Source organism: Nocardia asiatica NBRC 100129 (genome assembly GCF_000308415.1).
Taxonomy (GTDB): domain Bacteria; phylum Actinomycetota; class Actinomycetes; order Mycobacteriales; family Mycobacteriaceae; genus Nocardia; species Nocardia asiatica.
In genome coordinates, this window is sequence record NZ_BAFS01000115.1 from 1 (window position 1) to 20,322 (window position 20,322).

Annotated in this window: 17 protein-coding genes; 11 read left to right on the forward strand and 6 right to left on the reverse strand. The window is 69.3% G+C overall.

Going from position 1 to position 20,322, the window contains the following annotated elements; translation table 11 throughout:
- The first annotated feature begins 13 nt into the window (after positions 1-13).
- Entirely contained in the window at positions 14-2,965 is a 2,952-nt protein-coding gene (locus ON27_RS10625) for an acyl-CoA synthetase (protein WP_043723584.1), read from the forward strand.
- A gap of 56 nt (positions 2,966-3,021) precedes the next feature.
- Positions 3,022-3,621 carry a class I SAM-dependent methyltransferase gene (locus tag ON27_RS10630; protein ID WP_043723587.1) on the forward strand — a complete coding sequence of 200 codons (600 nt, stop codon included), beginning with the start codon at positions 3,022-3,024 and terminating at the stop codon, positions 3,619-3,621.
- 36 nt (positions 3,622-3,657) lie between these two features.
- Here the strand turns inward: ON27_RS10630 and rffA are convergent, their stop codons facing one another.
- Together rffA and ON27_RS10640 are read right to left on the reverse strand one after the other, a co-directional pair.
- Positions 3,658-4,797: a dTDP-4-amino-4,6-dideoxygalactose transaminase gene (gene rffA / locus ON27_RS10635; protein ID WP_043723591.1), complete on the reverse strand. Its 1,140-nt coding sequence runs from the start codon at positions 4,795-4,797 to the stop codon at positions 3,658-3,660.
- A complete protein-coding gene (locus ON27_RS10640) occupies positions 4,787-5,887 on the reverse strand; it encodes a glycosyltransferase (RefSeq protein ID WP_051046420.1) in 1,101 nt (366 codons plus the stop codon). The genes rffA and ON27_RS10640 overlap by 11 nt, the downstream gene beginning before the upstream one ends.
- A 269-nt stretch (positions 5,888-6,156) precedes the next feature.
- Here ON27_RS10640 and ON27_RS10645 point away from each other — a divergent pair, with 269 nt between their 5' ends.
- From ON27_RS10645 to ON27_RS10670, 6 genes are all read left to right on the forward strand, one after another.
- Positions 6,157-8,328, forward strand: coding sequence for a hypothetical protein (locus ON27_RS10645; RefSeq protein ID WP_063711301.1), 2,172 nt, complete (start codon positions 6,157-6,159; stop codon positions 8,326-8,328).
- 23 nt (positions 8,329-8,351) lie between these two features.
- Entirely contained in the window at positions 8,352-8,816 is a 465-nt protein-coding gene (locus ON27_RS10650) for a GtrA family protein (RefSeq protein WP_043723643.1), read from the forward strand.
- A gap of 70 nt (positions 8,817-8,886) precedes the next feature.
- Positions 8,887-11,139, forward strand: a complete 2,253-nt coding sequence (locus ON27_RS10655) for a membrane protein (protein WP_043723597.1) — start codon at positions 8,887-8,889, stop codon at positions 11,137-11,139.
- Positions 11,136-11,699, forward strand: a complete 564-nt coding sequence (locus tag ON27_RS10660) for a GtrA family protein (RefSeq protein WP_083887492.1) — start codon at positions 11,136-11,138, stop codon at positions 11,697-11,699. The genes ON27_RS10655 and ON27_RS10660 overlap by 4 nt, the downstream gene beginning before the upstream one ends.
- 10 nt (positions 11,700-11,709) lie before the next feature.
- Positions 11,710-11,940: a Trm112 family protein gene (locus ON27_RS10665; protein ID WP_043723600.1), complete on the forward strand. Its 231-nt coding sequence runs from the start codon at positions 11,710-11,712 to the stop codon at positions 11,938-11,940.
- Between the two features lie 194 nt (positions 11,941-12,134).
- The gene (locus ON27_RS10670; RefSeq protein WP_043723606.1) at positions 12,135-12,644 is read left to right on the forward strand and encodes a L,D-transpeptidase; all 510 of its coding nucleotides are present in this window, start codon (positions 12,135-12,137) and stop codon (positions 12,642-12,644) included.
- Positions 12,645-12,677: 33 nt separating this feature from the next.
- Here the strand turns inward: ON27_RS10670 and ON27_RS10675 are convergent, their stop codons facing one another.
- The 4 genes from ON27_RS10675 to ON27_RS10690 all read right to left on the reverse strand — a co-directional run bounded on the left by ON27_RS10675 (position 12,678) and on the right by ON27_RS10690 (position 16,230).
- Complete coding sequence (locus ON27_RS10675; protein ID WP_043723611.1) at positions 12,678-13,322, reverse strand: TetR/AcrR family transcriptional regulator; 645 nt, start codon at positions 13,320-13,322, stop codon at positions 12,678-12,680.
- Positions 13,319-14,113: an ABC transporter permease gene (locus tag ON27_RS10680; RefSeq protein ID WP_051046421.1), complete on the reverse strand. Its 795-nt coding sequence runs from the start codon at positions 14,111-14,113 to the stop codon at positions 13,319-13,321. The genes ON27_RS10675 and ON27_RS10680 overlap by 4 nt, the downstream gene beginning before the upstream one ends.
- Positions 14,110-14,841 carry an ABC transporter ATP-binding protein gene (locus ON27_RS10685; protein ID WP_043723616.1) on the reverse strand — a complete coding sequence of 244 codons (732 nt, stop codon included), beginning with the start codon at positions 14,839-14,841 and terminating at the stop codon, positions 14,110-14,112. The genes ON27_RS10680 and ON27_RS10685 overlap by 4 nt, the downstream gene beginning before the upstream one ends.
- An 87-nt stretch (positions 14,842-14,928) precedes the next feature.
- Positions 14,929-16,230, reverse strand: coding sequence for a multicopper oxidase family protein (locus ON27_RS10690; protein WP_245559906.1), 1,302 nt, complete (start codon positions 16,228-16,230; stop codon positions 14,929-14,931).
- A 688-nt stretch (positions 16,231-16,918) separates the two neighbouring features.
- Between ON27_RS10690 and ON27_RS10695 the strand changes: the two genes are divergently transcribed.
- From ON27_RS10695 to tyrS, 3 genes are all read left to right on the forward strand, one after another.
- The gene (locus ON27_RS10695) at positions 16,919-17,821 is read left to right on the forward strand and encodes an RNA polymerase sigma-70 factor (RefSeq protein WP_043723620.1); all 903 of its coding nucleotides are present in this window, start codon (positions 16,919-16,921) and stop codon (positions 17,819-17,821) included.
- 69 nt (positions 17,822-17,890) lie between these two features.
- Positions 17,891-18,532: a DNA-3-methyladenine glycosylase gene (locus ON27_RS10700; protein ID WP_043723624.1), complete on the forward strand. Its 642-nt coding sequence runs from the start codon at positions 17,891-17,893 to the stop codon at positions 18,530-18,532.
- Between the two features lie 172 nt (positions 18,533-18,704).
- Entirely contained in the window at positions 18,705-19,994 is a 1,290-nt protein-coding gene (gene tyrS, locus ON27_RS10705; RefSeq protein WP_043723630.1) for a tyrosine--tRNA ligase, read from the forward strand.
- Positions 19,995-20,322 lie beyond the last annotated feature (328 nt).

Genomic DNA, 20,322 nt, shown 5'->3' on the forward strand with positions numbered 1-20,322 from the left:
GGGGCCAGGAGCGATGGTGAAGTTGAGTGCGAAGGATGTGGTCGGCTCGGTGCAGCGGCTGATGGCGACCGCGCAGAACGGCTTGGAGGTCATCCGCTTCGGCGGGCTGACCCACGACGTCGAGTCGTCTCCGTTCGAGGTCGTGGAGCGCAGGCGCATGTACCGGCTGCGCCACTACTTCCCCGACGACGCCACCCCGGGCCGCCCGGTGGCCCTGCTGGTCCCGCCGCTGATGGTGAACGCCGACATCTGGGACGTGAACGCCGAAGACGGCGCCGTCGGCATCCTGCACCGCGGCGGAGTCGACTGCTGGGTCGTCGACTTCGGCTCGCCCGCGAGCGAGGAGGGCGGCTGGCAGCGCGACCTCGCCGACCACGTGCTGGCCGTCAACAGCGCCATCGACACGGTCAACGAGGCCACCGGCAGCGGCGTGCACCTGATGGGCTACTCGCAGGGCGGCATGTTCGCCTACCAGACCGCCGCCTACCGGTACGGCAAGGGCGTGGACAGCATCGTGACCTTCGGCAGCCCGGTCGACATCGTCGCGGGCATGCCGTTCGGGCTGCCCTACGGGATGGTCTCCGACGTCGCCGACTTCCTGGCCGACCACGTGGTCACCCGGCTGCCGATCACCGACTCGATGGTGCGGATCGGCTTCCAGCTGCTCGACCCGGTGAAGACCGCCAAGTCCAGGTTCGATTTCCTCCGTCAGCTGCACGACCGCGAGGCGCTGCTGCCCAAGGAACGCCAGCGGCGCTTCCTCAACAGCGACGGCTGGGTCGGGTACGCGGGCCCCGCCGCGGCGGATCTGCTCAAGCAGTTCGTCGCGCACAACCGGCTGATGGTCGGCGGTTTCGTGATCCGCGACCATCCGATCTCGCTGGCCGAGCTGAAATGCCCGATTCTCGCCTTCGTCGGCGAGGTCGACGACATCGGACAGCCCGCCGCGGTGCGCGGCATCGTGCGCGCCGCCCCCAACGCGGAAGTGTACGAGGCGACGCTGGTCGCGGGGCATTTCGGCCTGGTGGCCGGCAGCACGGCCACCAACCACACCTGGCCGCTGGTGCGGCAGTGGGTCGAGTGGATGAACGGCGACAAGCCGTTGCCGCCGGAGATCGTGCCGATGGCCGAGCACGTGCCGAGCAATCGCCCGCGGTCGGCGGCGACCCGGGTGGTGCACACGGCCGCGACGCTGGCGGAAGCGGGCACCGGAGTGGGCAAGGCGCTCGAGGGCATCGCGAACAACACGGTGCGCGGATCGATCGAGTTGGCCGGCGAAGCGGCACGGGCCTTGCCCAGGCTGACCCGCCTCGGCATGATTCAGCCGCATACCCGGGTATCGCTCGGCCGGTTGCTCGCCGAGCAGACGCGCCGCGCGCCCCAGCGCGACCTTTTCCTGTTCGACGACCGAGTGCACACCAACGCGGCGGTCAACACACGCATCGACAACGTTGTGCGCGGCCTGATCTCGGTGGGGGTGCGCCCCGCCATGCGGGTCGGTGTGGTGATGGAGACCAGGCCCAGCGCGCTGGCCTCCGTCGCGGCGCTGTCGCGACTGGGCGCGGTGGCGGTGCTGCTGGCCCCGAACAGCGAACTGAGCCGCGCGATCGAGCTGACCGGCGTGGAGACATTGATCGCCGATCCGGAGAACCTGCGACAGGCCGCCGCGACCGGCGCCAGGGTGCTGGTGCTCGGCGGCGGTGACACGCGCGAGCTGGCGCTGCCCGCCAGTGATCGCTTGATCGACCTCGAGCAGATCGATCCGGCGCGGGTGCGGGTGCCCGCCTGGTACCGGCCCGACCCGGGCTTGGCGCGGGAGCTGGCGTTCGTGCTCGTCACCGGCACCGGCGAGCGGCTGGAGACGAAGTACATCACCAACCATCGCTGGGCGCTGTCGGCGTTCGGCACCGCGACCACGGCCGATCTCAATCGGCGTGACACGGTGTACTGCCTCGCCCCGCTGCATCATTCCTCCGGCCTGCTGGTCAGTCTCGGTGGGGCGGTCGCGGGCGGAAGCCGGATCGCGCTGGCCCGCTCGCTGAACCCGGAGCGCTTCGCCGAGGAGGTGCACCGCTACGGCGTCACGGTGGTCACCTACACCTGGACCATGCTGCGCGACATCCTCGACGCCGAGGTGTTCCCGACCGGCCACCGCCACCCGATCCGGTTGTTCATCGGTTCGGGTATGCCCGCGGGGCTGTGGCGGCGCACCGTCGAGCAGTTCGATCCCGCCCGGGTGCTGGAGTTCTACGCCTCCATCGAGGGCGATGTGGTGCTGGCCAACGTGGCCGGTGTGAAGCGCGGATGCAAGGGCAGGCCGGTTCCGGGCACCGCGAAGGTGGAGCTGGTCGCCTTCGACCCGCTCACCGAACGCATCCTGGTCGACGGGTCCGGCTTCGCCCGCCGCTGCGCGGACAACGAGGTGGGCCTGCTGATCGGCAAGGCGTCCGACGGCGTCGACATCTCGTCGGGTGGCCTGCGCGGGGTCTTCGCGGCGGGCGACTCGTGGATGCCGACGGAGAATCTGTTCCGCCGCGACGGCGACGGCGACTACTGGCTGGTCGACCGCACGGACACGGTGATCCACACCCGGCGCGGGCCGGTGTTCGGTCAGCCGGTGGTGGACGTGCTCAACGACATCACCGCGGTCGACATGGAGGTCGCCTTCGGGCTCAACGTCGGCGACCACTGCCTCGCGGTGGCGGCGGTGAGCGTGCGCGAAGGCTTCCGCCTGGAACCGAAGGACCTCACCGAGGCGTTGCGCGTACTGGACCCGGACCAGCGGCCCGACGTGGTGTACGTGGTGGACGACATCCCGCGCAGCCCGTCCTTCCGTCCCTCCGCCCGTGCGGTGCAGGCCGCGGGCCGTCCGGAGCCGGGCCCGGACACCTGGTGGTACAACCGGGCGTCGGACGCCTACGAGACCCTCTCGGCCGAGCAGGCGCGCACGCTGTTCGGCGATTGACGCGATTCACCTTGCCGAAGCGCCGGATTCACCGACCGATGGCATAGTGAGTGTCTGTGCGAACGAGCCTTATTTACCGCAACGGGACCGTCTACGAGGTGCTGATGCGTGGGTTGTACGGCAGGCATTACACGGCTCGGTATCGCGCTATCGCCGAGCTCGTCCCGGACGGGTCGAGCGTGGTGGATCTGTGCTGCGGCCCGGCGACGCTGTACACCCGCTATCTGCGGCACAAGTCGGTCGACTACACAGGCCTCGATCTCAATGAGCGTTTCGTCGCGCGGGTGAACGAAGCGGGCGGACGAGGCGCGGTCTGGAATCTGCGTGCAGAGGACGCGCTGCCCACCGCCGACTACGTGATCATGCAGGCCAGCCTCTACCACTTTCTCCCCGAGCCGCAGCCTCTGATCGACCGGATGCTCGCGGCGGCCACCCGCCAGGTGATCGTCGCCGAGCCGATCCGCAACCTGGCCACCAGCGACAATCCGGTCCTCGCCACGATCGGCAAGCGGTTCACCGACGCGGGCGACGGCGAGCAGGCGCACCGCTTCACCGAGCGGACGCTGGACGAGCTGTTCGCCGCGTACGAACCGCGGGTGGCCCAGCAGTCCCTCATCGCGGGCGGCAGGGAAAAGCTCTACGTGCTCACCGCGTGACGCCGGAGGCCCGCGCCGCCCATCGCGGCGGCGCGGTCACACGGTGAACGCGGTGACCGCCTCCACCACACGCGCTACCTGCGCGTCGGTGAGATCCGGCCAGAGCGGCAGACGCACGACGGTTCCGGAGAACTCGGCGCTGCGCGCGCACGGCCGCGGGGTGCGGCCCAGCTTGAAGCCCGCCGGGCTGGAGTCGAGCGGAATGTAGTGGAACGGCGCGGAGATGCCGCGAGCGGCCAGGTGCGCGATCAGGTCGTCGCGGCGCCGCTCGGTCGGGGTGCGCAGGTAGTACAGGTGCGCGGTGTGCCCGCGATCGGCGGGCACGGACATCAGGCGCACGTCGTTGCGTGCGGCCCAGTCCGGCAGGGCGGCGGCGTAGGCGTCCCAGACCCGGTGCCGTCCGGCCTGGATGGTGTCGAACTCCTCCAGCTGCGCGTCCAGCACGGCCGCGTTCAGCTCGCTGGGCAGATAGCTGGAGCCGATGTCCTGCCAGGAGTACTTGTCCACCGCTCCGCGCAGGAACCGGGCCCGGTCGGTGCCCTTCTCCCGGATGATCTCCGCGCGGGCCATCAGGATCTCGTCGGTGAGCAGCAACGCGCCGCCCTCGCCGCAGTGCACGTTCTTGGTGTCGTGGAAGCTGAGCGTGCCCATCGTGCCGATGGTGCCCAGCTGCCTGCCGCGCCAGGTGCCGCCGAGTCCGTGCGCGTTGTCCTCGACGACGGCGAAACCGTGCGCGTTCGCCAGGGCCAGCAGTCCGGCCATGTCCGCGGCGACGCCGCCGTAGTGGATGACCACCACGGCCTTGGTCCGCGCCGTGACCACGGCGGCCACCGACTCCGGGTCCAGGTTGCCGGTGGCCGGATCGATGTCGGCGAACACGCAGGTGGCGCCGCGCAGCGCCATCGAGGTGGCGGTGGAGGTGAACGCGAAGCTGGGCACGATCACTTCGTCGTCGGGGCCCAGCTCCAGCAGCAGGCCCGCCATCTCCAGCGCGGAGGTGCAGGAGGTGGTGAGCAGGGCGTGCGGCGCGCCCGTGATCGCCTTCAGCTTCGCGGTGGCCGACGCGGTGAACTGTCCGTCACCGTGGCTGTGATCGGAGGCCAGCACGGCCTCCAGGTTCGCTAGTTCCCGGCGCGCCCGGAACGGGCGGCTGAAGATGACGCGGTCAGTGCTCAACCCGGTCGGTCCCCCTGCTGGCGGTGGCGGCGGTCAGTGGCGAAGTATCGGCCGGACGTGGGGTCGGCGTCTCGACGGTGAGGTAGAGCGGTTTGCCCACCAGGATGTGCAAGGCGACACCGAGGTACTCGGCGATGAGCCCGAGGGAGAACAGCACGGCGCCGGAGCACAGCAGCAGCACCACGATGGTGGAGGCCCAGCCTTCGGGCGCCCAGCCGTCGGTGGTCAGCGCCTCGAACACGACGATCGCGGCCATCACGCCGCCGGCCAGCGCCAGCGTGACGCCGAGCAGGCTCACCAGCCGCAGACCGCGGGTGCCGCTGCACAGCACCATCTTCCAGAACAAGGAGAACAGGCGGCGGTAGTTGTAACCGGATTCCTCCCGGCCCTCGGCCCGCAGCACCACCGGAGCCTGCGCGACGGCGCCGACCACCCAGGTCAGCGCGACATCCAGGTAGACGCCGTTGGAGGCGACCTCGGCGAGCTGCCTGCCGATGTCGCCGCGGATCAGCCGGTAACTTTCGAACCGCGTGGAACTCGGGAACGCGAACAGCGTCGCGAGCACCAGCTTGGCTCCGCGCGAGGTCAGGTTGCGCAGGAAACCGTGCGGCCTGGTGTTGGTCGGCTTGGAATAGACCAGGTCGGCGCGCTGCGCCAGGGCCGTGTCCAGGAACGTGCTGATGAAGCGGGGGTCGTGCTGGCCGTCCTCGTCCATCGTGACGATCCAGTCACCGGCCGCGACCGACATCCCGGCGATCGTCGCGGCGTCCTGGCCGAAATTGCGGCTGAGCCAGACGGTGCGCACCGCGGGATAGGTTTCCCGCAGCTGCTGCAACACCACGTCGGAACGGTCAGGACCATGGTCGTGCACGAGGATGATCTCGGTGACGGTGAACGTGGTGCCGCCCGGGGTCTCGACGGTGCGCGTGAGATCGTGCAACTCGGTGACCAGACCCGCGATCGTGTCCTCGCCCCGGTACACCGGCACCACCACCGACACCGTGTGCGGCCGGTCCACGCCGGGCCGTGCCGGGTCGCCGTTCGTCGCGGGGGCGCCGGAACGGAATGCGCGGGCGTGGGGAATCGGCATCAGCTGGATCGACTTTCGATGACGGTGCGTGCCGGTACTCGTCGCAGAACTGCGGAGCCCGAACCGGTGTGGACTCTAGCACGGGGCGTTACACGGCCACCGGAGCAGCTGATCATGCCCTCATCTTGCTGGCGTCCACGACCCATGCCAAGCGGAGAGCCAGCCTGTAGGGTTTGGAACTCGTGACGGACAGTGCAGTGCCCGGCTCGCGGCCGGATGTCTATTCGCGGCGAGATGTCTACCGGTGGGGGGTCATCACCGCGCTCGGAGTGATCGCGGGTTACCTCGCTGTCCTGCTCGCCAACGCCCGGCATTTCTTCACCGACGACACCGAGTCCCAGTACACCTCGCTGTGGGTCGGCCTCGGCCGTGCGCTGCGCGCGGGCGAATTCCCGGTCATGGTGCCCGAGCAGTGGATGGCGGGCAACAACACGATGGACGACGCGGGCCTGTTCAACCCGCCGCAGCTGCTGATCGACCTGATCGCGCCCTCGGTGGACAACGTCGCGCTGTACGCCACCGTCGTGAAGCTGATCTTCTCGATCATCGCCGCGCTCGGCGTCTACCGCATCTGCCTGGTCTACGGCGGGCGGCCGGCCTGGTCGGCGGTGGCGGGCATCGCGCTGCCGCTGACGGGCTTCTTCCTCTTCTTCGACGAAGCCAGCTGGATGACCGCGCTCACCGGCACCGCGTGGATGGTGCACGCCTGGGCGGCTTCGGTGCGCTACACGCGCGGGCTCGGCGGCCCCATCCCGGTCTTCGTGTACCTGTATCTGACCATCTCGACGCAGTACATCTTCCCCGCGGTCGAAGCGGTGCTGATGCTGCTGGCGGTGGCCGCGGGCGAGCTGGTGTATCAGCGCAAGTGGCAGCCGGTGCTGCGGCTGACCCTCGCGGCGGGCTGCGCCGGCCTGGCGGGCCTGCTGACCTTCCTGCCATCGATGCTGTCGGCGAAGGTGACCTGGCGCGGCACCGCGCAGATCAACAACGACCAGTTCCTCACGGTGCCGTGGTCGGAGTCGCTGAACGCCAGCCTGCCCAGTTCGCTGCCCGCGTTCAGTTCGTGGTGGGGTTACGTGCAGCCGCTGCCGGTCACCTACATCGCCTGGTTCCTGATCCCGGCCCTGGCGTTCATCGACTGGCGCCGCGCCAAAGAATCCTGGCGGGAACTGAGCGCGGTCGCGATCTTCGCGATCATGATGCTGATGTGGACCGCGGGCCCGGGTTCGGTCGGGCCGCTGCGCTGGCCCGCGCGTGTGCTGCCGATGCTGGCCATCGGCCTGCTCGTGCTGGTGTGCGTGCTGCTGGGCCGCTACGGCACGGTGCGCGACCCGAAGAATCGCGGCATCGCGGCGGGCGTGCTGATCCTGCTGCTGTGGGTGCGCTCGTTCTCGGCCGACCCGCACGACGCGATCTGGCACGTGGTCGCGGCGCTGGCGCTGGCCGCGCTGGGGGCGGGAGCGGTGTGGCTCGGGCGCACCAAGGGGACCGCGGCGGCGTGCGCTCTGACCGTCGTGGCGATGTTCCCGATCGCGTATTTCCAGGTCGAAGCGGCGCAACCCACTCCGATGTCGTGGAACCTGCCCGCGAAGCGTTCCCAGGCGCAGGCGGCGTTCCCGGACTTCGCGGGCAACACCATCCAGCTGGCCGATCGCGGACTGCTGCAACCGCAGGACAAGAGCATCGAGGGCGCTTACGGATCGCTCGTCTTCGGCAACTACGCCCGGGGACTCGAACTGGATTACGTCAACGGCTACACCCCCAGCGGCCACTTCTACTTCGGCGAGATGCTGTGCATGCGCTGGGACGGCAGCGTCTGCCCGGACGCCTACCGGCGCGTGTTCGCACCGGAGCCCACCACCGGGCGGCCACTGGTCGATCTGATGAATCTGGACCGGGTGGTGGTGCAGCGAGCCCTGTTCCCGGACGCGCCCGCTCAGCCGGCGCCCGAAGGCTGGAAGTGGGTCGACTACCCGGGACACGAGCGCTACATCGCGGTGCTGGAACGTGTGAACGGACCCATCTCGACGACCAACGGCCGGGTGACCGACGCCGCGAAGGTCAGCGCGACATCGATCTCCGAAACCGACACCACCAGCCGGGTGCGGGTGTCCTCGGCCGAGGGCGGCCGGGTCGTGTTCGCTCGGCTGGGCTGGCCGGGCTATCGAGTCACGTTGGACGGGAAGTCGATTCCGATCACGACGGTGGCCAAGTCCTTCGTCGCCGTCGAAGTCCCCGCGGGCACGAGGGATGCCGAACTCGTGCTGACCTGGCGTCCGCCCGGCTGGAAGATCGGTATCGGTACCGCCGTGGCGGGTCTGCTCGGCATCGGCGTGCTGCAGTGGCTGCATGTCCGGTCCCGGCGGCGCGACGAGCCGGAGCAGACCGGCGCGGACGAGCGCGCCGAGCCGGATCGCGAACTGGCGGACGTCGTTTCGTGAACACGGACGCGCGAGCGGTCGCCATGGAACCCGACGCGATCACCGACGCGCCCGCGCCGGGGCTGCTGACGCGGGTGGTCCGGCGACAAGAAGTCGCCTTCGCTGTGGTCGGCGCGGGCAACACGCTGCTCGGTATCGCGCTGACCGTGGTGTGGCTGGCGGTGCTGGGCGACGCGTGGCCGCCCGCGGTCGCCGTGGTGCTGGCCTACGCGGTGGGCATCGTCGTCGCGTTCGTCCTGCACCGGACCCTCGTGTTCCGGGTACGCGGCCGGGTGCTGCGCGACTTCGCGGGCTTCGTCGTCGTGAATTCCGGTGGGTTGCTGATGAACACCGTGCTGCTGTCGCTGGCGGTCTCGGTGCTGCACCTGCCGCGGATCCCGTCGGCCGTCGTGGTGATGGGCTTGGTCGCGGTGGCCAGCTTCTTCGGCCATCGCTACATCTCGTTCCGCCGCGGACCGGAGGCGCGGTCCGCGGGCACGGCCGGCTAGCGCGGCTCGGACGGCGTCTCGGCACTGGCTTGCCGGACCGGCGCCGAGTTGGCGGTAGGGTCTGTGACTCGTGGCCGAACGTAGAACCCTCCCCGCACGCGAAGTTGTCACCTGGGGCGTCATCACAGCGCTCGGAGTGGTCGCGGGTTACGGTGCGGTGCTACTCGCCAACGCCCGGCATTTCTACACCGACGACACCGAATCGCAGTACGCGCCGCTGTGGGTGATGCTGGGCCGAAACCTGCGCGAAGGACGATTCCCGGCACTGGTTCCCGAGCACTGGATGGCGGGCAACTACGCCATCGAAGAAGCCGGGCTGCTCAACCCACCGCAATTGCTGATCGACCTGATCGCGCCCTCGATCGACAACCTCGCGCTGTACGCCACCGTGGTGAAGCTGATTTTCGCGATCATCCTCGCGCTCGGCGTCTACCGGATCTGCCTGGCCTACGGGGCGAAGGCGCCGTGGGCCGCGGTGGCGGGCACGGCCATGCCGTTCTCCGGATGGCTGCTGTTCTTCGACGAGGCCAGTTGGATGACCGCGTTCACCGGCACCGCCTGGCTGGCGCACGCGTGGGCCTCCGGGGTGCGCTATGCCCGTGGGCGCAGCGGGCCGATCCCCACTTTTGTCTTCTTGTATCTGGCCATCTCGGTGCAGTACATCTTTCCCGCGGTCGAGGCCGGTCTGATGGTGGGAGCCGTCGCGATCGGCGAACTCGTCCACCAGAAAGCGTGGCGGCCGTCGCTGCGCCTGCTCACGGTCGCCGCCTGCGCGGCACTGGCCGGCTTGGCCACCTACCTGCCGAGCATGCTGTCGGCGAAGGTGACCTGGCGCGGCACCGCGCAGATCAACAACGACCAGTTCCTCACGGTGCCGTGGTCGGAGTCGCTGAACGCCAGCCTGCCCAGCACGCTGCCCGCGTTCAATTCCTGGTGGGGCTATGTGCAGCCGATGCCGGTGGTCTACATCGCATGGTTCCTGGTTCCGGCGCTGGCCTTCGTCGACTGGCGCAAGGCGCTCGGGTCGGCGCGCGATTTCGTCGCGCCCGCGCTGTTCGCGGTCATGGCGTTGATGTGGACCGCCGGGCCCGGCGCGGTCGGTCCATTGCGCTGGCCCGCCCGGGTCCTGCCGATGGTCGCGCTGGGTCTGCTGGTGCTGGTGTGCGTGCTGCTCGGCCGCTTCGCGACCGTGCGGGACAGCCGGCGGCGCGGCATCGTGGCCGCGGTGCTCATCGGCCTGTTGTGGGCGCGCTCGTTCTCGGCCGCGCCGCAGGAGGTCGTCCCGCATGTCGTCGCGGCGCTGGGAGTGGCGGCGCTCGGAGCCGTCGCGGTATGGCTCGGGCGCGGCCGCGGCGCGGCCGCCGCCTGCGCGCTGATCGTCGTCTCCGTGTTCCCCATTGCGTACCTGCAGGTCTGGGGCGCGCAACCGACGCCGATGGGCTGGAATCTGCCGGAAGACCGCTCGGAGATGAAGGCGGCGTTCCCCGATTTTCCCGGCACTACGCTTCAACTCGGCGATCGTATGCTCATCCCACCGCAGGAACGGAATCTGTCCGGCGCGTATGGATCGCTGGTGTTCGGCAATTACGCGAAGAATCTCGAACTGACCTACGTCAGCGGATACACCCCCAACGGTCACTTCTGGTTCGGCGAGACGCTGTGCATGCGCTGGGACACCAGCGTGTGCCCCGACGCCTACCGGCGCGCCTTCGCGACCGAGCCGACCACCGGACGCACCATCGTCGACCTGATGAAGGTCGACCGGGTCGTGCTGCATCGCGCGCTGTACCCCGACGCCCGCGACCAGCCCGCGCCCTCCGGCTGGCGCTGGGTCGACTATCCGGGGCACGAGAAGTACATCGCGGTGCTGGAACGCACCGACGGCCTGATCTCGACCCGGGACGGCCGAATCGCGGCCACCCAGGGCGCGACGGCCACATCGGTCGCGGAATCCGAAACCACCAGCCGGGTGCGGGTGAGTTCGCCCGAGGGCGGTCGAGTCGTGTTCGCCAGGCTCGGCTGGCCGGGTTACCGGGCGACGCTGGACGGCCGCGAGATCACCTCCACTCTGGTAGCCAAAACGTTTGTGGCCGTTGATCTTCCGGCTGGCAGCTCCGGTGAGCTGGTGCTGTCCTGGCAGCCGCCGGGCTGGCGGATCGGCGTCGCCGCGGCACTGCTGGGGTTGCTCGGCCTCGGCGTGCTGGAGTGGGTGTATCTGCGTGGCAGGCGTCGGCTCGACCCGCCGGTCGCCGCCGCCGACGAGCCGTCCCCGCCGGACGCGGCTGTGGCACCGGAGCCCGACTCGGCCGACGCCATCCGATGAGCGGGCGCGCGGCGGATAGAGTCGGCGCGCCCGCGCCCGCACCGGACGCGCCACGCCGCGATGCCCCGGACGCGCCGCGGGAATGCGCGCCGGATGCCCGCCTTGCCGCCGACCCCGGCCCGCTGCTGCGGATGGTGCGGCGCCAGGAGATCGCGTTCGCCGTGGTTGGCGTGGTGAACACCGGCCTCGGCATGGCCCTGACGGTGACCTGGCTGGCGGTGCTCGGCGACCGGGCGCCCGCTGCTCTCGCGCCCGCCCTGGCCTACGGCGTCAGCGTGGTCGTGGCGTTCGTCCTGCACCGCACCCTCGTGTTCCGGGTGCGCGGGCGCCTCGCGCGGGACTTCCTCGCGTTCGTCGCGGTGAACTCCGGTGGGCTGGCGCTGAACATGGCACTGCTCCAATTGGGTGTGTCGATCCTGCACCTGCCGAGCATTCCGTCGGCGGTCGCGGTGATGGCGCTGGTGGCGGGAGCCAGCTTCTTCGGGCACCGGCACATCTCGTTCCGCCGCACGCAGGCACTCGACGCGGACGGTTCCCGGTCCGCCGCGGCCGGAAGGTAAGTTTCCGGGTATGCCTGAGCACACCACCATCGACGACACACTGCTGAGCCTGCTGGCCTGCCCGCAGGACAAGGGGCCACTGCGGCTGGTGCGTGCCGCCGACGGCAGCGCGCTGCTCTACAACCCGCGCCTGCGCCGGGCATACCCGATCGAGAACGGCATCCCGGTCCTGCTCATCGATGAAGCCAGGGACGTCACCGACGCCGAGCACGACGCGTTCACCGCGCAGACCGGCGACTGACCCACCGCTGCGCCCCATCCCGCTCTCTCGCACGACTCGCCGACCGGCGGGCAACGGATGAGTCACGGTCGTTTTGCGTCCATTGACCGTTCGAAGCCGGGTCCGCCATGATCATTTGCACCTCGCGACGGTCCCCTCGCTCCAGCCAAGGGGCGATGCGACCAGCCTGGTGAGGTAGAGAGGTCGGGAACGTAATGAGCGCTACGCGTTTACGTAACTGGACAGCTCGATGTGCGACCGCGTTCGCGGTCGTCGCGGCGGGATTCACCATCACGGCGCCCGCCCAGGCCGAACCGCTGTGGCCGGGTGGCCCGGACATCCCCGGTATACCCGCGATCATCCCGCCACCGCCGCCCGTCGCCCCGTGTTCCACGGCCGCCCGGGCGTGCATGCGGCTCTCCACCGACGAAGCCTGGTTGATGGACGAGGGCAAAGTGGTCTACGGACCGACGCCGATCTCCCATGGGATGCCGGGCTACGAGACGCCGCCCGGGGTCTTCCGCGTGTCGTTCAAACGGGAGTTCCACTGGAGCACCATGCACAACGCTCCGATGCCGTACGCGACGTTCTTCAATGGCGACATCGCCTTCCACGTCGGCCCGATCGAGAAGAAGTCGCACGGCTGCGTCCGGATGACCCACGAAGGGGCCAAGGCGTTCTACGAATACCTGTGGCCCGGGGACGTCGTCGAAGTCGTGGAGTGACGACCGGTTGCTGCCGCGTGGTGTTCGGCCGCCTCAGCGGGACGCCGCTTGCGCCGCGATGTCGCCGGTCAGATAGCGCTGCAGCGTCGGGCCCACGGCGGCGGCCAGGTCGGTCGCGGGCATCGACGCCAGCGGTTCCACGCCGACGATCTTGCGGGCCACCAGCACGCCGATCATCTGCGACGCGACCAGCCCGATCCGCACCCGGCCGTCGTCTTCCGGCGTGGCGATCCGCAGGCGTACGCGTTCCAGCACGACCTCCAACAGGAATCTCCTGGCCAGTGCCGGATCGTCGCTGCCGGCCAGGATGCTGCGCACCACGGCCACCACACCGGGCCCCGCGGGAGAATCCCAGACGCCGACCACCGCGCGAATGATGGTCTCGCCCAGCTTGTCCAGCGGCGCGGCTTCGATGATCCGCAAGGTCGCCTCGGGGTCCACCGGAAGTTCCACCACCGCGGCGAAAAGCTGTTGCTTGGTGCCGAAGTAGTGGTGCACCAGCGCCGGATCGACCCCGGCGTCGGTGGCGACCGCGCGCACCGAGGTCTTGTCGAAGCCGACGTCGGCGAACCGGGCGCGGGCGGCCGCGAGGATGGCCTCGCGGGCGCCCGACTGCCCTGGTCGGCGGCCCGTGCGGGTGCGCGGCTCGCCGTCACCGGAGCCGTTGCCCGCCGTCACGTGGTCCGCCGTCGTAGCGTGGCCGCGCCCAGGCCCAGCGCGACGATCGCGAATCCGGCGACGATGGCCAGATCACGCCACATCTGGCCGGTGACCTCGGGATGCGCCGACACCTGCTGTAGCGCGTCGACCGCGTAGCTCAACGGCATCACGTTGCTGATCACCTCCAGCCAGTCGGGCAGCTGGCCGCGGGGAACGAGCAAGCCGCACAGGAAGATCTGCGGCCCGACCACGACCGGCATGAACTGTACGGCTTGAAATTCGGTGCGCGCGAACGCGCTTGCCAGCAGGCCCAGCGCCACCCCGCACACCGCGTCGACCACCGCGATCAGCACCACCCAACCGGGGCTGCCCGCCGCGTCCAGCCCCAGCAACCCGAAGGAGACCAAGCAGGCGACGGTCGCCTGTGCCGCCGCGGCCAGCGAGAACGCGGTGCCGTACCCGGCGAGCAGGTCGAGTTTGGTCAGCGGCGTGGACAGCAGCCGCTCCAGCGTGCCCGAGGTGCGTTCGCGCTGCATGGCGATCGCGGTGATCAGGAACATCACGATGAACGGCAGGATGCCGAGCATGCTGATGCCCACCCGGTCGAACAGCGAGACCGGGTTCATCGGGTTGGCTGGGGTGTCCCGGTAGATGAAGTACAGCAGAGCCATCAGCAGAGCGGGGACCACCAGGATCATCGCGACGGTGCGGTGGTCGTTGCGCAGTTGGCGCAGGATGCGACCGGTGGTCGCGGCATAGGGACGCAACGTCGGCGTCCGCCGCGGCGCGGCTTCCAGGGTGGCGGTCATGCGTTCTGTCCCATCGTGATCAAGGTGAGGAAGGCGGTCTCCAGGTTCTGCTCGCCCGTCCGCGCGCGCAGTTCGTCGGGGCTGAGCTGGGCGAGCAATTGCCCCTCGCGCATCAGCAGCAGCCGGTCGCAGTGCTCGGCCTCGTCCATCACATGGCTGGACACCAGCAGCGTCGTTCCGTTGGCGGCCAGCTCGCGGAACTGCTTCCACAGTTCGACGCGCAGCACCGGGTCCAGCCCGACCGTCGGTTCGTCCAGCACCAGTAGCTGGGGCCGGGCGACCAGCGCGCACGCGAGCGAAGCGCGGGTCTCCTGGCCGCCGGAGAGTTCGTCGCCGCGCTGGTGGGCGTGGTCGGTGAGGCCGACGGCCGTGATCGCGTCGTCGACGTCGGCGCGATCACGGCCGTAGAGCGCGGCGAAGTACGCGACGTTGTCGCGGACGCTGATGTCGTTGTAGATGCTCGGCGCCTGGGTGACGTAGCCGATCAGATGACGCAACGCCGCCGCGCCGGCCGGGAGGCCGAGTGCGGACACATCGCCGGATTCGACGATCTGAGTGCCGACGATGCAGCGCATCAGCGTGGTCTTGCCGCACCCGGAAGGGCCGAGCAGCCCGGTGATCGAGCCGCGCGGAATGGTCAGCGAGACATCGTGCAGTACTTCGCGGCCGCCGCGGTCGACCCGCAGGCTCCGTACCTCGACGGCGGGGGATGGGGTGGGATGCGACACGGCCGCCTCAATTCATCGAGTGTTGAATTCACTATGTGATGAATTTAGCCCGCCCGAGCCGACCAGGCAAGAGTGCGCGGCGCGGGATCAGTGACCGTGGTGTTTCGGCGGCTGCCCGGCTTCCTGGCCGGGTTCCACCACCACGAACTGACCCATCATCCCGAGGTCTTCGTGCCAGAGCAGATGGCAGTGGTACATGTACGGCAGGTCCGGATCGGCGGGGCCGTCGAATCGCATGGCCAGTCGCACTGTGCTGTTCGGCGGAAGGAAGACGGTGTCCTTCGGTCCGGCCAGGTCCGCGGACGGTGCGGCGTCGTTGACCGCGAGCACGCGGAATTGCACGTCGTGGACGTGGAAGTTGTGCGGCATGCCGTCGGCGTTGCGCACCACCCAGGTCTCCGCGGCGCCGCGCGTCACCGCGAAGTCGATGCGGTCCATAACCATCGGGGAGCCGTTGATCCCGGCGAGGTTCAGGTCGAAATGCCGTTCCCGCACCGAGTCGCCGCCATCCGGCGTGGTCGGCCGGGCCAGGACGACGGGCAGCTGCGGTGACGGCCGCAGCGCCTGCGCCGCACGCAATTCGAGGATGTCGAAGGTGTCGTCACCACCGGCGAAACGCTGTGTCCAGAAATCCAGCCCGGCGTCGAGTTCGCCGCTGCGCAGCACCGCGCGTTCGCCGGGGCGCACCCGCACGACGATGTCGGCGCGCTCGCCCGGCGACAGCCGCAGCCGATCCAGGACGCTCGGTCGTTCGAGTAGGCCGCCGTCGGTGGCCACCAGCGAGAACGGCCGCTGGTCGGCGAACTCGAACGTGTAGATCCGTGCGGTCGAGGCGTTGAGCAGCCGCAGGCGCACGAGTTCGTCGCCGACCTCTCGGTACGGCGCGAGCGTTCCGTTGACCATGGTTCGGTCGCCGAGGAACCCGACGTCGCGGAACATCCGGTGAGCGGAGTCGAACGCCGCGCCGTCGAATCTCACGTCTTGGACGATCACCGGCAGGTCGTCCACACCGTAGGTGGAAGGGAGGGCGAGGGAAGCGGACACCTCGTCGTCGATCAGGAACATGCCCGCCAGCCCACGGCGTACATGGGTCTCGGTGGCACCGTGCGGATGGGGGTGATACCAGAGGGTGGCCGCCGGTTGGTCAATAGTCCAGTTCGGCGTCCGAGCGGCGCCCGGCGCGACCCGCTGGTGCGGCCCGCCGTCCATCGCGGCGGGCAGGTGCATACCGTGCCAGTGCACGGTCGAGGACTCCGGCAGGTTGTTGCGGACGGTGACCGCCACCTTCTCCCCGCGCCGCGCCCGCAGCGTCGGCCCGAGGTAGTCGCCGTTGAAACCCCAGGTCTCGGTAACTTGCCCGGGCCGGAATTCCCGTCGCCCCGAAGCCATCTCGAGCTCGAAGTGCGCGTGCCGTCAGCTCCGATCCGCGACGGCGCCAGCGGCGGGATGGCGAGTTCGTTCCGGAATTCGGTACTTCCGACCGTGGACACGGCCGCCCCGACGTACACCCGGACGACGACCGCGGAGATCGCGAGAACCAGCGACGTCACGACCGATACGAGAATCACGAGCGACCGCCGCGCCGTGCGTGGCCGGGAATCCGAAGACATGGACCGACGGTAGAAATCGGCAGTGCGTCAACACATCCGGGAGCGTCCCTATTTGCACCCCGGTCCGCCCCTGACACCGGCATGCGGACCGTCAGGGTGATCCGCACACGCAGCAAGTGTGACGGGCCCCACATCTCGCGATGTCACGTTCCCGGCCGATCATCTGTCCCATGTTCGTCACCCCCACCTCGGGTGCCCGGGCCCAAGGAGAACCGATATGAAAACCGAACCTCGCCTGACCGTCGACGGCGCGGCCCGCTTTCGCACCGACAGATTGATTCACGCCTGGGGCAGCGTGCCGAGACCGGCATCGTCCCCGGCGCATCCGACTCTGCTCGGACTCTCGAGAACCCGAGCAACGCACATCGATGCGCGGAGCGTCTCGCGGTCGCGTCGCGCGGCGCAGCCGTCGCGCTCTGCGGCGGCGGCCCGTCGGAAGGCAGCCGCGCCGACAGGAGGATCCAGCCATGGCTGAGCGGACATCCGAACCGGACTCTTTCCTCGAACACCGGCGACTGCTGTTCGCGACGGCGTACCGGATGCTGGGAACCGTCACCGACGCGGAGGACGTCCTCCAGGATGCTTGGCTGAAGTGGAACGACACCGACCGCTCCACGGTGCGCCATCCCAAGGCATATCTCGTGCGCACGGTCACCAACCTGGCACTCAACCGGCTCACCTCGGCCAAGGCCGCCCGGGAGAACTACGTCGGGCCCTGGCTGCCCGAACCGCTGCTGACCTCCCCCGACTTCGCGCAGGAGACCGAAGTGGTCGATACCGTCTCCACGGCGATGCTGGTTGTCCTGGAAACGCTGAGTCCGGTCGAACGCGCGGTCTTCCTGCTGCGTTCGGTCTTCGGCTACACCCACGCCGAGATCGCCGAGACCTTGGACCGGTCGGAGCCCGCGATCCGGCAGATCGCGCACCGCGCCAAGCGGCACGTGCAAGCCCGCCGGCCGCGTTTCGACACCGACGAGGCGGAGCGCGACCGCATCACCGCCCGGTTCATGGCCGCGTGCTCCGGCGGCGACCTCAACGCCCTGATGGACCTGCTCGCCCCCGACGTCACGTGCTGGTCCGACGGCGGCGGCGTGGTCACCGCGGCACGCCGCCCGCTGCACGGCCCCGACCACGTCGCACGCTGGATCCTCGGCGTGCTGGCCAAGCCGATCGTCACCGGATTCGTGCTCGAATCCGCGGCCATCAACGGCGAACTCGGTGCGCTCGCGCTCATCGACGGCAACCCGGTGGCCGCGTTCACCTACGACATCGAGGAGGGACGCATCCGCAATCTCAGGTTCCAGGTCAACCCGTACAAGTTGAAGGGGCTCTCCTCCGGTATCGATGGTGCCACCCATTCCGGCGGATAACCGAAGCATCGGAGTGGGAGCCGCGGCGGTCGGCGAGTGGCTGGGCGCGTGTCACAGCGGTCCGGGACAATGGCGGCTGTGTGTGCCCATGCAGTGGAGGAACTCGCCGTCGAACCGCCCGCCGCCGCCCGGCGTCTGCTCGGGGCGACGTTGCGGTCGGGTCCGGTCGGTGTACGGATCGTCGAAGTCGAGGCCTATGGGGGAGACCCGGCCGGGCCGTGGCCGGACCCGGCATCGCATTCCGGGCGCGGCCGCACCAAGCGCAATGACGTGATGTTCGGCCCCGCCGGTGTGCTGTACGTCTACCTCAGCTACGGCATGCACACCTGTGTCAACGTGACGAGCGGACCGGACGGAGTTGCGAGCGCCGTACTGATCCGCTCCGGCGAAGTGATCGAGGGACTGGAGACGGTGCGCGCACGCCGACCTGGCGCTCGATCCGATCTCGACTTGGCCAAGGGGCCCGGAAATCTCGGCAGCGCCCTGGGGATCGCCCTGAGCGACTACGGGACCCCGCTGTTCGAACCGTCCTCGCGAATTCGCCTCGAGTTGCGCGATCCGGTCGATGTCGCCGAAATCGCCGGCGGCCCACGGGTGGGCGTCAGCAGCGCGGCGGACGTGCCGTGGCGTTTCTGGCTGCCGGGCTCGCGGGCGGTGTCGGTCTACCGGCGCAGTCCCCGCGCGCCACTGCCCGCGACGAAGTCGGCCTGACGACGGGTCGAGGATTTCCGCCGCGGCGCGATGAGTTTCCGTGGGGCACCTCGCCCTGAACGCGTCGCCGGCCTCTTCGAACGACCCGCCTCGACCACTGAACCCGCCGTGTCCGGCGACGACACCGAGGCGCGCACTCGGCCACGGACCTCGTGCGGAAAGATAGGACAGCGTGAGCGGCGACATCATCGACGAACTGACCTGGCGCGGACTGATCGCGCAGTCCACCGATCTGGATGCCTTGCGTGCGGCGGCGGCCGCCGGTCCGCTGACCCTGTATGCCGGCTTCGACCCCACCGCCGCCAGCCTGCACGCGGGCCACCTGGTGCCGCTGCTCGCGCTGAAGCGTTTCCAGCGTGCCGGACACCGCCCCATCGTGCTGGCCGGCGGCGCCACGGGGCTGATCGGCGACCCGCGCGACGTCGGCGAGCGGACGATGAACTCGACCGACACCGTCGCGGGCTGGGCCGAGCGGATCCGCTCGCAGCTGGAGCGCTTCGTCGACCTCGACAACTCGCCGACCGGCGCGGTCGTCGTCGACAACATGGACTGGACCGGGCAGCTGACCACGGTCGACTTCCTGCGCGATATCGGCAAGCACTTCTCGGTGAACGTCATGCTGGCGCGCGACACGATCAAGCGGCGTCTGGACGGCGAGGGCATCTCTTACACCGAGTTCAGCTACATGCTCCTGCAGGCCAACGACTACCTACAGCTGCGCCGCGACTACGGCTGCACGCTGCAGGTGGGCGGCTCCGACCAATGGGGCAACATCATCGCGGGCGTGGAACTCAACCGCCGGGTGGACGGCGCGTCCGTGCACGCGCTGACCGTTCCGCTGGTGACCTCCGCCGACGGCAAGAAGTTCGGCAAATCCACCGGCGGCGGCAGCCTGTGGCTCGATCCCGAGATGACCAGTCCCTACGCCTGGTACCAGTACTTCGTGAACACGGCCGACGCCGACGTGCTGCGCTACCTGCGCTGGTTCACGTTCCTGTCGCGCGAGGAGCTCGACGAACTGGAGCAGGCCACCGCCGAGCGCCCACATGCCAGGGAAGCGCAGCGCAGGCTCGCCGCCGAGATGACGAACCTGGTGCACGGGGAGGCCCACACCCGTGCGGTGCAGCTGGCCAGCCAGGCGCTGTTCGGGCGAGCGGAACTGCGCGACCTGGACGAGGCGACGCTCGGCTCCGCGCTGCGCGAAGCCGCGGTGGACGGCGAAGTCGCGCAGGTCAAAGCCGGCGAGCCGACCACCATCGTGGACCTGCTCGTCGCGACCGGCCTGTCCGAGAGTCGTGGAGCCGCTCGGCGCGCGGTGAACGAAGGCGGCGCGTCGGTGAACAACGTGAAAGTGTCCGACATCGACTGGACGCCCGCCGACGCCGACTACCTGCACGGGCGCTGGCTCGTTCTGCGGCGTGGCAAGAAGAACCTGGCCGGGGTGCTGCGGGCAGGTGCATGACGATCGCGGTGGCCTGAATCACATCCGCGTGATTCAGGCCCGGATCACTCCGATCGCGTGCTTCTGACCTGCCGAAACACCTAGTTGTCCAGGCGATTTGACGTAGCGTTTTCCGCCGCGTAACTTAGTCCAAGTCAGAGCGACACGGACACCAACCCGGAGCCGAAGCGAGGCGGAGACGCCGAGCGGGACCGGGAAACGAGGTAGTACGAGGAGCGCCTGTCAGCCCAGTGTGACGCATATCGGCCGATGGTCTTGACTTCGGTGGATAGCTTGGTTAAACTGGGAAAGTTGCCTCACAGAAGGTCCGGTTGAGACTGGCCCGGAT